The sequence below is a fragment of the Sorangium sp. So ce1153 genome (assembly GCF_051521595.1).
In the GTDB taxonomy this organism is placed as follows: Bacteria; Myxococcota_A; Polyangia; order Polyangiales; family Polyangiaceae; genus Sorangium.
Genome location: NZ_CP150361.1, coordinates 3541396 through 3554496, shown reverse-complemented (window position 1 = coordinate 3554496; position 13101 = coordinate 3541396). Strand labels below are relative to the sequence as shown.

Sequence of the window (13101 nt, the reverse complement as noted above, 5' to 3'; positions counted from 1 at the left end):
CCTACAGCCGAGGTTTCAGCATGCAGGCGATGATCGATCTCCGCTCCGACACCGTGACCCGACCGACCGCGGCCATGCGCGCGGCCATGTCGGCGGCCGAGGTCGGCGACGACGTGTACCGGGAGGACCCGACCGTGCGCCGGCTCGAGGAGCGCGTCGCGGAGCTCACGGGCAAGGAGGCCGCGCTGTTCGTGCCGAGCGGGACGATGGGCAACCAGATCGCGCTCCTCTGCCACACGCAGCGCGGCGACGAGGTCATCGCGGGCGAGGGAGCGCACTGCGCCTTCTACGAGAGCGGCGCCGCGCCCGCGTGGAGCGGCGTGCAGTTCGCCTTCGCCGGCCGCGGCGGCCTGTTCACGGCGGCGGACGTGGAGGACGCGATCAAGCCGCCGCTCTACTACCTGCCGCGCACGCGCGTCGTCGCGATCGAGAACACCCACAACCGCGCCGGCGGCCGGGTCTTCCCGCAGGACGACGTGCTCGCGATCGCGAGCGTCGCGCGCGCGCACGGGCTCGCGCTCCACCTCGACGGGGCGCGCCTCTGGAACGCCTCGGTCGCCTCCGGTCGCCCGGTCGCCGAGCTCGCGGCGCCGTTCGACACGGTGAGCGTCTGCTTCTCGAAGGGGCTCGGCGCCCCGGTCGGCTCCGCGCTGTGCGGCAGCGCCAACGTGGTGCGCGCCGCGCTCCGCTTCCGGAAGATGCTCGGCGGCGGGATGAGGCAAGCCGGCGTGCTCGCGGCCGCCGCGCTGTACGCGCTCTCGCACCACCAGGACCGCATCGCCGAGGACCACGAGGCGGCGCGCGCGATCGCGCGCGCGCTGCGCGAGGTCGCGCGCCGCGCCGCCGCGAGGCCCTCCCCCGAGCCGCCGCCCGCGACCATCGAGGAGCCCGAGACGAACATCCTCTACATCGACACGCCCGGCATCCCGGCCGAGCGGCTCGTCGACGCCGCGCGGCGCCGCGGCGTGCTCGTCGGGGCGGCGGGCCGGAGCGCCGTCCGCGCCGTGACCCACCTCGACGTCGCGCCCGAGCAGGTCGCGCCCGCGGCGAGCGCCCTCGCCGAGGCGCTCGCCGAGGCGCTGGCGCAGCCGCGCGATCGCGACGGCGCGGGCGTGCGCGCATGAGCCGCCGCGCCGCGAACACCGCCGCTCCGGCGCTCGCCCTCGCGCTCGCCGCGCTGCTCGGCCCCGCGTGCGCGCCGGCGCGCGGCGACGCGTACCTCGCCGCGATGGCCGCCGGCGAGCGCGCCTACCACGCGGGGCGCTACCGCGAGGCGGCGAGCGCGTTCGACGGCGCGGCGTCGCGCGCGCTGCTCGTGAAGGATCGCGACGAGGCGCGGCTCATGCAGGCGCGCGCCTTCGAGCGGGCGGAGGCCTGGCGCGAGGCGCGCGCGTCGTACGAGCGGCTGCTCGCCGACTCGCCGGACGGGCCGCGCTCGGTGCGCGCGGAGTTCGAGCTCGCCGATCTCGCGATCGAGCACGGCGACGCGGACGCGGGCTTCGCGATGCTGCTCGCGGCGACGCGGCGCCACCCGTCGCACGGGCTCGCGCGCAACGCGCTGAAGCGGCTCATCCGGCGCGAGGAGGAGCGCGCCGGCGCGGGCGGCGCGCTCGCCTGGCTGCGGCAGCAGGCCCCCGCGCTCCGCGGGACGGAGCTCGATCAGGACGTCGCGTACCACGAGGCGCTCCTCCTCGAGCAGGTCGGCGATCGCGAGGGCGCGCTGCGCGCGCTCGTCGCCGCCGCGCGCGCGCACCCATACCCCGCCGGCAGCCTGACGGACGACGCGCTCTTCCACGCCGCGGAGCTCGCCGCCGCGCTGGGGCGCCCCGAGGAGGCCATCGGCTACCTGCGGGAGATGCTCGCGGCGCGCGAGTCCGCCCTCACCGGCAGCTACGACCGCGGGAAGTTCGATGACGCGCAGCTCGAGATCGCGCGCCTCTACCGCGAAGCGCTCGGCGACCGCGCGGCCGCGCGCCGCGAGCTGCACAAGCTCTACACGGACCACCCCGCGTCCATCCTGCGCGACGACGCGCTCTGGACCGAGGCGAAGCTGTGGCGCGAGGACGGCAAGGCCAAGGAGGCCTGCGCCACCGCGGCCCTGATCCTCCGGGATCTCCCCGAGTCGCGCTACGCGCGCTGCGCGCACGCGATCTGCCCGTCGCTCCCGGCCGCGAAGAGCCCGTGCGCGGACTACATCCTGCGCGAGCTCGACGGCAAGAAGGAACCTTGACGCCGGGGCGCCGCCGTGGCGGCGCGCCGCCAGCGCTCAGTCGTCCTCGTCGTCCGCGGGCTCCAGCTCGGCGTCGTCGTCCTCGCCCTCGTCATCGTCGTCGCCGAGGTCGTCGTCATCGGCCTCGTCGAGGTCGTCGTCGTCCTCGCGCGGCTCGTACTTGAGGTCGATGCCGATGTCCCCGAGCTGCGTCTCGAGGAGCTCGAAGAGCTCGTCCACGTCGTCGCCCCCCCACTCATCGAGCACGTCGGTCAAGAACTCAAAAAAATCACCGCTGTCCAGACGACGCTCGATCTCTTCGACCTGCTCTTCCGAGAACGCCTCGAGGACGTCCTCGCGCAGCGCTTCGGTGTCGCCTTCCTCAACGGCATCCGCCGCAGAGAGGCGGATCTGCTTTACGGCACGCTTGTCGAGGTGAATCTCCATGAAGGTGGCTTCGTTTAGGCGACCCTCGCAGCTGCCGTCAAGCGGCGTATGGTGCCGAGCTTCAAGAGACCGCTCGGCTCGCCTCCCCGCGCCGCCTTTTCGGGGGGCGCGCCCCGCGGCGCAGAGGGCCCCGGGCGGCCGCGTTCGCGCTCCGCCGTCCGCGCCGCGGAGGAGCGTTGCCCGCGGCAGATCTCTCGCGTATCCAAGCAACTCGTGCGTCTACGACCTCTGCCCGGCGCGCTCCCGGTCGCGATCATCGCGGCCGGCGCCCTGCTGTCCTCGACAGCCGCGGCCGCGCCTCCCGAAGGCAAGGTCGAGGGCGCGCTCCCTCGCGCCGCGCCGGCCCCTCCCACCGGCGCCCGGACGGCGGGAGCCGTGGACCAGGGCACCGGCGGCGACCCCGCCGCGCCCGAGGCGGACGACGCGATCGAGGCGCAGGAGGACGGAGCCGCGACCGCGCCGCCTCCTCCCGTCACGCCGCGCGTGCAGCTCGCGACCCGGCCGCCGCCGCTGCACGTCGAGTACGCGCAGTACGGCGTCGCGCTCGCGGCGGAGATCAGCCTCGACGCCGGCGCGGCGTGCCCGCGGTCGGGGCCTCTGTACTCGTGCATCCTGGGCAGCGGCGGCGGGCTCGCGATCCGCAGCGGCTACCGCTCGCCTGGCCCCTGGTACTTCGGCGGGGCGTACCAGTTCACCAAGATGGACTCGAGCAACCTCTACCGGCTCGGAATCTTCCAGCAGCTGCGCGCCGAGATGAGGTACATGCCGGACATCGGTTACCGCGCGGCGCCGTATTTTTCCGCCGGGATCGGCGGCGTCGTCTACGGCAACGAGTGGGGCGTCGAGACGGGCGGCGCGCTCATCTTCGGCGGCGTCGGCGTCGAGCTGGAGGTGTCGCGCAAGACGGTGCTCGGCGTGAGCTGCGTGTACCGGCCGGTCCTGCTCGCGGGCTGGAAGGACACCGCCAACTACGAGCGGGCCACCGCCATCGCGCAGTTCGTCGGCTTCGAGCTCCTGCTCGAGGTGCGGACCGAGCTCGGTCGGCGCTGAGCGGCTCCCCTGCCTGCTCGAGAGAACGCACCGTCTACTTGACTCGACCGTCGCTCCGCGGTCCCCTCGGCAGCGTGATCTGCGATGTGTGCGGTCGCGAGAATGCTGGCGATCTGACGTTCTGTCAGGATTGCGGCCGACGGCTCAAGGCGCGCGAGGCGCGGGTCGCTCCGCCGACGCCGCCGAGCGGCTTGCCGCAAGTGTCGCTCCCGGCCCTGTCGGCGCCCGCGCAGCCTGAGGAGGCGCCGGCGAACGACGCGCGCTCGGCCGGCCGGGCGCCGGGGGCGCGCCACGCCCCGGGACGACTTCGCCCGGAGGCGCCGGTGTTCTCGTTCAGCCCGATCGGCTCGGCGAGGACGGAGCCGGCGATGCAGGCGGTGCACGGCCGCGCGGAGGTGACCTCCCGCCCGGCGCGCGAGGGCGCCTCGACGGCGGCCTCCCGCCCGGCGCGCGAGGGCGCCTCGACGGCGGCTTCGGGCGCCCTGGGCAGCGCCATCCAGATGGCGCCGGCCCTGCAGGGACCGAGGGTCACGGACCGGATCGACGCGCACGTGCCGCCCGCGACGCCCACGATCACCGACGCGCTGCTGGGGCTCTCGTGCGCGAGCTGCGATGCGGACAACCCCCCGGGCTACCGCTACTGCGTGACGTGCGGCGCGCCGCTGCACAAGAAGGACGGCGCCGCCTTGGCGGTCCCCCCCGCAGCGGTCCCCCCGCCCTCGACGGACCCGGCGCCCCGGAAGGCGAGGGGCAGCGACCCGGGCGCGGGCGCCGCGCTCTCCCCTGAAGTGCCGTACGTGGCGCACCCGCCGCTCGAGAGGATCGAGACGACCGCGCGAGGGCTCCAGGACGCCGCGCTCCGGCCCCCGCCTTCGCCCGACGCCGCGCTCCGTCCCCCGCCTCTGCCCGACGCCGCGCCGCGCGAAGATCGCGCCGGTGGGTCCGAGGCGCAGCGGCAGGGCCCCGGGGGCTCGCTACCGGGCAAACCGGCCCCTCCGCCGCTGCCTCCCGTCGCCCTGCCGCCCCCGCGGCTGCCCGCTCCGCCAGCCGGCGGGGGCGCCCACGACAAGATCGTCGGCTCGCCGGTGCTCGAGATCGCGTCATCGCGCCAGGCGCCCACCCCGCCGGTCGAGTGCGCGCGCTGCCACGGCCAGTGCATGGCGGGCACCCGGTTCTGCAAGTACTGCGGGGCGCCGCTCGACGGCGAGCGGACCACCTCCGAGCGCCCCGCGAGGGCCCTCGCCGACCGACCATCCGCCCCGGAGGTCGGGCGCGACCCGCCGCGGCTGCCGCAGGGCGAGCCCGCCAAGCCGAGCTCGACCGATACGGGCAGCACACCGCCGCCCTCTCAGATCCCGCTCGCCCCGCTGCGGGCGTCCTACTCGGTTCGCCCGCCCGCGTGGGTCCCGGCTGACACCCGGCCCACCCGGGTGCCCGAGGGCAAGCTCATCGTGATCGTCGAAGACGGGACCGAGGGGAAGAGCTTTCCGCTCACGGGCACGCAGATCGACATCGGCCGCAGCGAGGGGGACATCCTCCTCGAGGACGACCTGTACGTCTCGCCACGGCACGCGCGGATCATTCCACAGAGCGGTTCCTGGGTTCTCCGTGACCTGGGCAGCGTGAACCGCATCTACCTGCGCATCAGGAAGACGCACGCCCTCCGAGATGGCGACTTGCTCCTCCTGGGGCTCGAGGTGTTACAGTTTCAGACCGTGAGCGACGGGGAGCGAGGCCTCGGCCATGCAATCCAGCATGGAACGTTGCTGTTTGGCTCGCCCGCCATCCACCGGCGGGCGAGACTCTGCCAGAAGACGGTGGAGGGCGTGACGCGGGACGTGTACCACCTCTACCGGGATGAGACGGTGATCGGACGGGAGACGGGAGACATCGTGTTCACGGCCGATCCGTTCCTCTCGCGACGCCACGCCGCCATCCGGAGGAACCCGGCCACGGGCGAGTTCACGCTCACCGACCTCGAGTCGTCGAACGGGACCTACGTCGCCATCCGCGAGGACGTCAGCCTCGTGGATCGCGATTTCGTGCGCATCGGGCAGCACCTGTTCCGCGTGGATCTCCCCCGATGAGCGACCAGACCGTCCGCGAGACGCCCACCGAGGCGCTGGAAGTCGATGGGCTCCCCGGCGCCGCGTCGGTAGGGGCCGACTCGAGCGGCAACGCGGGCAAGGCCCTTGGTGACTCCCCGCTCGGCGCCGCGTCGCTCGAGTCCGGCAAGGCGGGGTCTGTGGAAGCAGGCAAGCCCGTGAACTGGAAGCCGCCCCCGCCGCCCAAGATGCGTCCGGCCACGAGCGCCGCGCGCGAGCAGAAGGCTGGCATCGCCGTGAAGCCCGTGAAGGCGTCGAACACCCCGGTCCCCGACAAGGTCGGGAGGAAGCTCCCTCCGCCGCCGCGGGTGCGGCTCACCGCGGGCGGGTCGCGCGACGAGGACCTGGATGGCGGCGGCGGCGGCGCGACGAGGTCGGACGACCTCGCCGACGCTGCGACCCCCGACGCCCCCGCGGCCGCCGCCCGGGCAAAGGCCGCCCACGCGGCGCCGTCGATCGCGACCTCGTACGGCGACGGCGCGTTCGACGAGACCCCCGCCGCGGAGGCCGCGCATGGCGACGGCTCGGCGGTCGACGAGGGGGCCGAGGGCGCGGGGCGCCCCGAGGACATGGACAGCGAGGCTGCAGCGCCGGACGAGCCGCGTCGCCCCGAGGTCGTGCTGCGGCTATTCGGCCGGACCGACGTGGGCCAGGTCCGCGAGCACAACGAGGACAACTTCATCGTCGCGGACCTCACGAAGGCGAGCCGCGGCCTGATGGAGATGGACCGCTACCAGATCATCGGCGAGCGGGGGGCGCTGCTCGGCGTGTGCGACGGCATGGGCGGCGCCGCCGCCGGCGAGGTCGCGAGCCAGCTCGCGGTCGACATCATCTACCAGCGGATGAGCGCCGGCGGCCCCCCGCAGAACCACGACGAGCTCGCGGCGCGGCTGGTGCAGGCGATCGAGGCCGCCGGGCTCAGGATCTTCAGCGAGGCGAAGCTCGATCGGACCCGGCGGGGGATGGGGACCACGTCCACCATCGCCGCGCTCATGGACGATCACCTGTTCCTCGGCCAGGTCGGCGACAGCCGCGCGTACATCCTGCGCGGCGATCGGCTCGTGCAGGTGACGCGCGACCAGTCGCTCGTGAACCAGCTCATCGAGGCCGGCCAGCTCACGGAGGAGGAGGCCGAGACCTTCGAGCACAACAACATCATCCTCCAGGCGCTCGGCACGGCGGACTCGGTGCAGGTCGACCTCACCTACGTGGCGCTCAAGCGCGGCGACACGCTGATGCTCTGCTCCGACGGGCTCTCGGGCATGGTGCGCAACGAGGAGATCCGCGAGGTGCTGCGGACCGTCGACGACCCCATCGAGGCCTGCAAGGTGCTGACGGATCGGGCCAACCAGGCCGGCGGCCACGACAACATCACGGTGGTGGTCGCGAAGTTCGACGGCGACGGGCTCGCCGCGGCGGAGATCGAGGACATCGAGGAGCTCCGCTACCAGAAGTACCAGCTGCCCGAGCACCTCCTGGCCCAGAACTCGGTCGCATCCGAGCCGGCGCGCAAGGTGAAAGAGCTCGACGAGAAGAAGATCTCGCAGCGGCCTCCCTCGCCGAAGTCATGGCTGGGCAGCTCGGACGGCGACATGGGCGACGAAAGCGACGAGTACGATCGCGCCTTCTCCACCCTGGCGCCGGACGACGCCCTGGACGAGCGCAACGCCCGCGCGCCTGTCCAGGGCGACGAGCCGATCATGATCCCGACCGACGGCGCGCCGCAGTGGCTCGTGATCTTGATGATCGTGAGCGCCGTCGCGTGCGTTACCATCGCCGGCTACTACCTGCTTCGCTAGGCCGCGCGCGGCGCACGCGCGCGCGCCTCCACCGCCATGCTGCGCAGCAACGACAAGCGTGCCCGGCAGACCCCGGCCGCCCCGCAGGAAGGGTCGCCGCCGCGCCCCCCGGACGCGGACGGTCGCGTCGGCGTCGACGTGCAGACCGCGCAGCGCATCGTCAGGGATGCCGTCGTGCAGGCGATGCAGCGCGAGGACAAGGCGGTCGCGCTCGTGCGCGCGAAGGCGGACGAGGCGAGGCGCCGGGTGGCGCGCAACAACCTGCTCCTCGGGCTCGGCGTCGTCGCGGCGCTCGTGGCCGTGGCGGTGGCGGGCGTGGTCGCGTACAGGTCGCGGCGCGCGGCGGACGCGCTGGCGCGCGAGGTCGGCCTGGGCCGCGCGCCCGCGGCGCGACCGTCGGGCGCGATCCCGGAGCAGGTGCTCTCGGGTCGCGCCATCTTCGAGCAGAACCGGCTGGCGCTCTACGTGATGGGCTACATGGCGGATAACCGCATCGGCGGTTGCTGCTCGGCGTTCGCCATCGCGCCGAACCAGCTCGCCACGAACGCGCACTGCGTCCGCGACTGCCGCGCGCGCGGCGGCACGCCGATCGTCACGCAGAACGACTCGATGGGGAAGACGCGCTTCCGCATCGTCGCGATGTCGGCCCACCCGGCGTACAGGTCCGGGCAGGCGGGCGCCGGCTCGCCGGACGTCGCCCTGCTCCGCATCGACGGCAAGGCGCCGCGCGCGGTGACGCTCGCGAACGACGCCGAGCTGCGGGCCATCGGGCCGGGCGACGACGCCTACGTCATCGGCTTCCCCGGCCGCCTGATGGACCCGCTGAGCCCCTCGGCGACGTTCCTGGAGGGCCGCATCGGGCGGGTCACCGGCCTCGATGGAGAGGCGACGACGCCGGATCGCGCCGTGCTCATCCAGCACGACGCGGTGACGCGCGGGGGCAACAGCGGCAGCCCCATCTTCAACCAGTACGGCCACGTGATCGGCATCCACGCGGCGCACATCGACGACGAAGACGACGTGACGATCGACGGGCGCAAGACGAAGGTGACGCAGAGCTCGCCGTTCCGGATCGGGATGCGCATCGACCTACTGCAGGGGGTCCCCGCGCCGTGATGCTGCGCGTCGTGCACACCTTCGGGCGCAACGCCGGGTCGGTGGAGCTCCATGACAGGCGCGTGGTGCGCTTCGGCCGCGCGCCGGACAACGACGTCGTGTTCGACCCGAACCACGACCGCGACGCGAGCAGCCACCACGCGGAGGCGCGCCTCGAGGCGGCGGGCTGGGTGCTCTACGATCTCGACAGCCGCAACGGGACCTACGCGGGCGGGCAGCGGATCAAGCGGCACCCGATCGCCTCGGGCGACGAGATCACGTTCGGCGCGAAGGGGCCGCGGGTGCGGCTCGAGCTGGTGGAGCGCCGCGCGCCCGGTCCTCCTCAGACGCACGCGGCGCCGGCGCACCCCGCGCTCGCCGCGGCCCCTCCGGCGCCGCCCACGGGCTACCCCGCGCCCGCGGCGTACCCTGCGCCCGCGGGGTACCCTGCGCCCGCGGCGCCTGCCGCCGGTTACGCCGCGCCCGCCGCCGGCCACGCCGCGCCCGCGGCGTACCCCGCGCCGGCCGCCGGCCACGCCGCGCCCGCAGGCGCGCACCCGGGGCACGTGCCGGCCGCGCCGCCGGCTGGCTCGCGGCGGGTCGGCGAGCGGACGATCGCGATGATGATCTCCTCGGCGGTGTCCGCCGCCACGGGGCGCTCGAAGCCGCGCGGCACCGTCGAGATCAACGCCATGCTCCACAAGGAGGTGCACGCCGCGACCGCCGGCCAGCGCCGCACGACCTACGTCCTCGCCTCGCTGCTCGTCGTCGCGCTCGCGAGCCTCGCCGCGCTCATCGTCTACAACCGCTCCTCGCACGACGAGATCAGCCAGCTCCGCGCGGAGCTCGCGCGCCTCCCGCCGGAGGACCCGCGGCGCAAGGAGATCGAGCAGCGCCTCGGGACGCTTCACCCGTCGAACGCCAACTTCGGGCGCAACCTCCACGATCGATCCAGAAAGGGGATCTTCATGCTCGCGTCCGGGCGCGAGGGGTTCTGCACGGCGTTCGCCGTGCGTCTCTCGATCCTCGCGACGAACGCGCACTGCATCGCCGCGGCCAAGCGCCGCGGCGGCGCGATCGTGGCGCTCGAGAACGAGGGCCGAGGCCAGGTAAGCTTCGCCGTGACCAGCATGCGGACGCACCCGCAGTACCGCGACAGCGCGGACCAGCTCACCCCCGACATCGGCGTCGTGTCGATCGCGGGGCGCGCCGCCGCCTTGCTGGAGCTCGCGACCCGCGAGCAGCTCGCCTCGGCCGGCGCGGGCGACGACGTGTACCTCATCGGCTTCCCGGAGCGGCTCACGGACGCCGCGAACCCCGTCGCCACCTTCCTCGCCGCCAACATCGGGCGGATCACGGGCGCGAACGGCCGGCCCGCGCCCGCCGCCGAGGCCTGGCTGATCCAGCACGACGCACGGAGCACGAGCGGCATGAACGGGAGCCCCATCTTCAACGGCGAGGGCAAGGTCATCGGCATCAACGCCGGCGGGTACCTCGAGGGCAACGACGAGACGATCTCCGGCCAGAAGACGGAGGTGGTAAAGGCCTCCCCCTACAAGTTCGGGATGCGCATCGACCTGCTCGACGCCATCCTGCGCTGACCCCCGCGCGAGAGAGATGCTCCGCCACGCGCTCCGCCGGCTCCTCTGGACGCTGCCCACCCTCGTGGGCGTCTCGCTGCTGACCTTCTTCGTCCTCTCGTTCGTCCCGGACCCGACCGACGACCCGCTGCTCGCGAGCTCGCTGTCCAGCGCCGAGCTGGCGCGGCTCCGGCGGGAGCGCTTCCTCGACCTCCCGCGCTTCATCAACCTCGAGCCGCGCGACGTGCGCCTGCGCGCCCTCGACGCAGCGCGGGCGATCGCCGAGGACGGCGACGACGCGGCTGCCGCGGCCGACGAGCTGCGGCGCCTCGGCGGCGCCGCGCTGCCGCACATCCTTCCGCTCGACGCGCTCGCGCCCGAGCCGCGCACGCGCGTCGCCCTCGCGCTCGCGCCCGTCGCGGCGCGGATGGGCCTGCCGAGGGCCGAGGAGGCCGCGGACCCGGCGCACGCTGTCGCCTTCTGGACGCGCTTCTGGGACGACCGCGGCATCGAGTTCCGCAGCGCGTCGGTGCGGAGCGCGGTGCGCCGCCTGGTCCGCTACGGCTCCACGTCGCGCGCCGCCGAGCTGCTCGAGCTCGACACGTTCGCCCTGCAGCCGGTGATCGCCGCGCTCCAGCCGCCGCGCGACGAGGCGACGTTCGCGCAGGCGCAGGCGCTCGTCGACGTCGCGGCGCACATCGCCGAGATCGACGACCGGATCGCGCCGGGCGACGACCTCGCGGAGGCCCGCGCGTGCGTCACGCGGTGGAAGTCGTTCTGGAACGTGTACCGCAGCGACTTCGAGGTGTTCACCGGCCCGACGCGGCTCGCGGCGACGGTGCTCGAGACCCGCTACGGCAAGTGGGCGCTCGGCGCGGTCACCCACCGCCTCGGCGTCGCGGCGACCGGCGAGCCGGTGCTCGACGAGCTCGCGCGGCGCGCGCCGGTCACGCTCGCGCTCGTGTTCGGGGCGATCGCGCTCGCCTACGCGGTGGCCGTGCCGCTCGGCGCGCTGAGCGCGGCCTCGCGCGGCCGGCGGAGCGACTCCGCGGTCGCGGCCGCCGTGCTCACGCTCGCCGTCCTCCCGACCGCCGTCGTGGCCGTGGCCGCCGCGCTCCTCTCGGGCGGCGCGCAGTCGCTGCTCCTGCCGACGTGCCTCATCGCGCTGTCGCTCATCGCCGCGCCGACGCGGCAGCAGCGCGCCGCGCTCGTCGCGGTCCTCACGCAGGACTTCATCCGGGCCGCGCGCGCGCGGGGCGCCGGCACCGCGCGCGCCATCGCGGTCCACGGGCTGCGCAACGCCGTGCTCCCGGTCGTGACGCTCGCCGTCCTGGAGCCGCCGATGGCGCTCGGCGGCGCCTTCGTCGTGGAGCGCGTCTTCGAGCTCCACGGGCTCGGCGAGCTCACCCTGCTCGCCGTGCAGGCGCGCGACGTGAGCTGGCTCATGGCTATCTCCATCGGCGCCGCGGGCATCGCCGCGCTCGGCGTGATCGCGACCGATCTCGCGTACGTGCTCATCGATCCGCGGCTCGGCCCGGCGGTGCTCTCCCGGAGGGGCGGGGCGTGACCCACGCGGCGGCGTTCCTTCGCCGGATGGTCGGCAGCAAGCGCGTCACCGCCGGCGCCGCCCTGCTCGGCGTGCTCGCGCTGCTCGCCATCTTCGCCGAGCTGCTCGCCGCCCCCGCGCCGATCGCCCGCTTCGGGCCGGGCGGCGCCGAGATCCTCCCGGCGGTCACCGAGGCGGCGACGCTCGAGTCGCTCACCGAGGCCGAGCTCGGGGCGCGCTTCGAGGGCGGCCTCGCGATCTGGCCGCCGATCCGCTACGGCCCGGAGCAGCGCACCGACGCCGGCCCGAACGCGTCGCCTTCCCGCGCGCACCCGCTCGGCACGGACTTCGAGAGCCGCGATCTCGCCGCGCGCCTGATCTACGGCGCGCGCACCGCGCTCGGCCTGTCGCTGAGCGCGGTGCTCGTGGGCATGTTCCTCGGCGTCGTCCTCGGCGGGCTCGCCGGCACGCTGCGCGGCTTCTGGAACGACGGCCTCGTCCGCCTCGTCGAGACGGTCGACACGTTCCCGGCGATCCTCGTCGTGGCGATCGTGCGCGCCATCGAGCGCGAGCCCTCCGCGCTGTCGCTGGTGCTCGCGGTCGCCTTCGTCCGCTGGGCGGAGATCGCGCGCCTCGTGCGCGCCGAGGTGCTGCGCGCGTCGAGCGAGGAGTACGTGATGGCGGCGCACGCGCTCGGCAGCACCCGGCTGCGCGTCTTCTACCGCCATATCCTCCCGAACGCGCTCGGCCCCACGATCGTGAGCTCCGTGCTCGGGGTGGCGTCCGTGGTCCTGCTCGAGGCGGCGATCTCCTTCCTCGGGATGGGCGCGCCCACCCGCGTGGCGTCGTGGGGGGAGACGCTGGGCCAGGCGGCGCGCCACCCGAGCGAGATCCGGCTGCTCGTGTTCCCCTTCGTCCTGCTCCTGGCCACGGTCGGCGGCTCGTACCTCATCGCCGACGCGCTGCGCGACGCCGTCGACGCGCGCACCGTGCGCTCGCGGAAGGCGCGCTGAGGGCGGGGCGCGCGCGGCGAGGCGGCCGCGGGCGTCGCGGCGAGCATTTCAGGCCCGACGCACGCCCGGCGCACGCCCGGTTCAAGCACGACTTGCGCCCGGCTCGCTCCCGGCCAGCGGTTGGCCGATGCTCGGCCAACGTCCGGCCAACGTTCGGCCAACGTCCGATTTCGCCGAAATCGGCCTCATCTGCGCGATCTCCGCGGCGGGGGTCTCGCGCCACTCGATCTCGATGGAAAGGCCCGCTATGAATTCGC

At 74.4% G+C, this 13101-nt stretch carries 10 protein-coding genes; 9 read left to right on the top strand and 1 reads right to left on the bottom strand.

Annotated elements, in window-relative coordinates:
• Positions 1-20 precede the first annotated feature (20 nt).
• Together ltaE and WME85_RS12715 are read left to right on the top strand one after the other, a co-directional pair.
• Positions 21-1124: a low-specificity L-threonine aldolase gene (gene ltaE, locus WME85_RS12720; RefSeq protein ID WP_437838041.1), complete on the top strand. Its 1104-nt coding sequence runs from the start codon at positions 21-23 to the stop codon at positions 1122-1124.
• Complete coding sequence (locus tag WME85_RS12715) at positions 1121-2230, top strand: tetratricopeptide repeat protein (RefSeq protein WP_437838040.1); 1110 nt, start codon at positions 1121-1123, stop codon at positions 2228-2230. Before ltaE ends, WME85_RS12715 begins: the two co-directional genes overlap by 4 nt.
• A 36-nt stretch (positions 2231-2266) precedes the next feature.
• Here WME85_RS12715 and WME85_RS12710 read toward each other — a convergent pair whose 3' ends face one another.
• On the bottom strand, positions 2267-2656 hold the full coding sequence (locus WME85_RS12710; protein ID WP_437309395.1) for a hypothetical protein: 390 nt from the start codon (positions 2654-2656) through the stop codon (positions 2267-2269).
• Between the two features lie 213 nt (positions 2657-2869).
• Between WME85_RS12710 and WME85_RS12705 the strand changes: the two genes are divergently transcribed.
• The 7 genes from WME85_RS12705 (at position 2870) to WME85_RS12675 (ending at position 12844) form a co-directional block, all read left to right on the top strand.
• Complete coding sequence (locus WME85_RS12705) at positions 2870-3706, top strand: hypothetical protein (protein ID WP_437838038.1); 837 nt, start codon at positions 2870-2872, stop codon at positions 3704-3706.
• A 200-nt stretch (positions 3707-3906) separates the two neighbouring features.
• Complete coding sequence (locus WME85_RS12700; protein WP_437838036.1) at positions 3907-5793, top strand: FHA domain-containing protein; 1887 nt, start codon at positions 3907-3909, stop codon at positions 5791-5793.
• Positions 5790-7610 carry a Stp1/IreP family PP2C-type Ser/Thr phosphatase gene (locus tag WME85_RS12695; RefSeq protein ID WP_437838034.1) on the top strand — a complete coding sequence of 607 codons (1821 nt, stop codon included), beginning with the start codon at positions 5790-5792 and terminating at the stop codon, positions 7608-7610. Before WME85_RS12700 ends, WME85_RS12695 begins: the two co-directional genes overlap by 4 nt.
• A gap of 36 nt (positions 7611-7646) precedes the next feature.
• Complete coding sequence (locus WME85_RS12690; protein ID WP_437838032.1) at positions 7647-8726, top strand: S1 family peptidase; 1080 nt, start codon at positions 7647-7649, stop codon at positions 8724-8726.
• 11 nt (positions 8727-8737) lie between these two features.
• The gene (locus tag WME85_RS12685; RefSeq protein WP_437838030.1) at positions 8738-10306 is read left to right on the top strand and encodes an FHA domain-containing protein; all 1569 of its coding nucleotides are present in this window, start codon (positions 8738-8740) and stop codon (positions 10304-10306) included.
• Positions 10307-10322: 16 nt separating this feature from the next.
• Positions 10323-11852, top strand: coding sequence for an ABC transporter permease (locus WME85_RS12680; protein WP_437838028.1), 1530 nt, complete (start codon positions 10323-10325; stop codon positions 11850-11852).
• Positions 11849-12844: an ABC transporter permease gene (locus WME85_RS12675; protein WP_437838026.1), complete on the top strand. Its 996-nt coding sequence runs from the start codon at positions 11849-11851 to the stop codon at positions 12842-12844. The genes WME85_RS12680 and WME85_RS12675 overlap by 4 nt, the downstream gene beginning before the upstream one ends.
• Positions 12845-13101: the final 257 nt, after the last annotated feature.

Bases quoted from the DNA above. Each gene is read 5' to 3' on its own strand.
- WME85_RS12690 (WP_437838032.1), top strand. From the start codon at position 7,647: ATGCTGCGCAGCAACGACAAGCGTGCCCGGCAGACCCCGGCCGCCCCG.
- WME85_RS12695 (WP_437838034.1), top strand. From the start codon at position 5,790: ATGAGCGACCAGACCGTCCGCGAGACGCCCACCGAGGCGCTGGAAGTC.
- WME85_RS12715 (WP_437838040.1), top strand. From the start codon at position 1,121: ATGAGCCGCCGCGCCGCGAACACCGCCGCTCCGGCGCTCGCCCTCGCG.
- WME85_RS12680 (WP_437838028.1), top strand. From the start codon at position 10,323: ATGCTCCGCCACGCGCTCCGCCGGCTCCTCTGGACGCTGCCCACCCTC.
- WME85_RS12710 (WP_437309395.1), bottom strand. From the start codon at position 2,656: ATGGAGATTCACCTCGACAAGCGTGCCGTAAAGCAGATCCGCCTCTCT.
- ltaE (WP_437838041.1), top strand. From the start codon at position 21: ATGCAGGCGATGATCGATCTCCGCTCCGACACCGTGACCCGACCGACC.